The 1037-nt window shown below is 68.6% G+C and carries 1 protein-coding gene and 1 pseudogene; both read left to right on the top strand.

Translation table 11 applies throughout. The features are described from left to right. Positions 1-829, top strand: an 829-nt coding sequence (gene trbG, locus HUS57_RS00015) for a P-type conjugative transfer protein TrbG (protein ID WP_173930895.1), incomplete at its 5' end; no start/stop codon positions are given. After that, a pseudogene (locus HUS57_RS00020) lies at positions 826-1037 on the top strand (conjugal transfer protein TraI); the annotation flags it as partial. The gene trbG and the pseudogene HUS57_RS00020, both read left to right, overlap by 4 nt.

A 1037-nucleotide genomic window follows, 5' to 3' on the forward strand; every position in this document is an offset into this window, starting at 1 on the left:
GCACACGCCTCCCTCCTGGAACGTGGCACGGGGCGGTGCAGCCGCAGGCACGCCGGCGGGACGGGTGGAGAACGCCAATGCCGCCGCCCGCGTCGAGCCGCGCCGCGAGGGCTACTACAACGCCATCCAGATTTACCCGTGGTCCGAGGGCGCCCTCTATCAGGTCTATGCGGCGCCAGGGCAGATCACCAATATCGCCCTGGAGCCAGGTGAGGGCCTGACTGGCGCCGGGCCGATCGCGGCGGGCGATACCGCACGATGGATCATCGGCGATACCGAGAGCGGAAGCGGTGCGCACCGGCGTGTTCATGTGCTGGTGAAGCCGACGCGGCCGGACATCTCGACGAATCTGGTCATCACTACCGATCGCCGCATCTACATGATCGAGCTTCGCGCCCGCGAAGCGCTCTACATGCCTGCCGTCGCGTGGGCCTATCCCGCGCCACCGGCCGGGCGGCGTCAGACGGTCCCGGCTGCGCCCGTCATCCCGGCCGAGGCGGCGCGAAACTATCGCTACGGCCTGACCGGCGACAGCCCGCCGTGGCGGCCGATCTCGGTCTTTGACGATGGTCGACGCGTCTACGTCGTCTTCCCGCGCGGTATCGTCCAAGGCGAGATGCCGCCGATCTTCGTGCTTGGCTCCGACGGCGAGCCGCAGATTGTCAACAGCCGCATCCACCAAAACATTCTGATCGTCGACCGCCTGTTCGGCGCGGCCGAGCTTCGCCTTGGGAGTGGCGAGCGCCAACAGACAGTCCGGATCGTCCGGATCGAACAGCGGCAGGCCGCCGCCCAGCCGGCCCGCTTGACCGGAGACTCGCCATCATGACCGAGGACAACGCCACCACTACCAGCACGGACGCCGCCGCGCCCATGCGGCTGCGCGCCGATCCGCCCCGTGTCACGCGACTTTCCCGCAAGATGCTCGCCAGCGTCGGCGCCGTTGCGTTGCTCGGCATCGGCGGGGCGCTTGTCTACGCCCTCCAGACCCGAGACATGGGGGCGAGCGGCGAAGAGCTCTATTCGACCGATAACCG

This window comes from Chelativorans sp. Marseille-P2723 (genome assembly GCF_902809845.1).
In the GTDB taxonomy this organism is placed as follows: domain Bacteria; phylum Pseudomonadota; class Alphaproteobacteria; order Rhizobiales; family Rhizobiaceae; genus Chelativorans.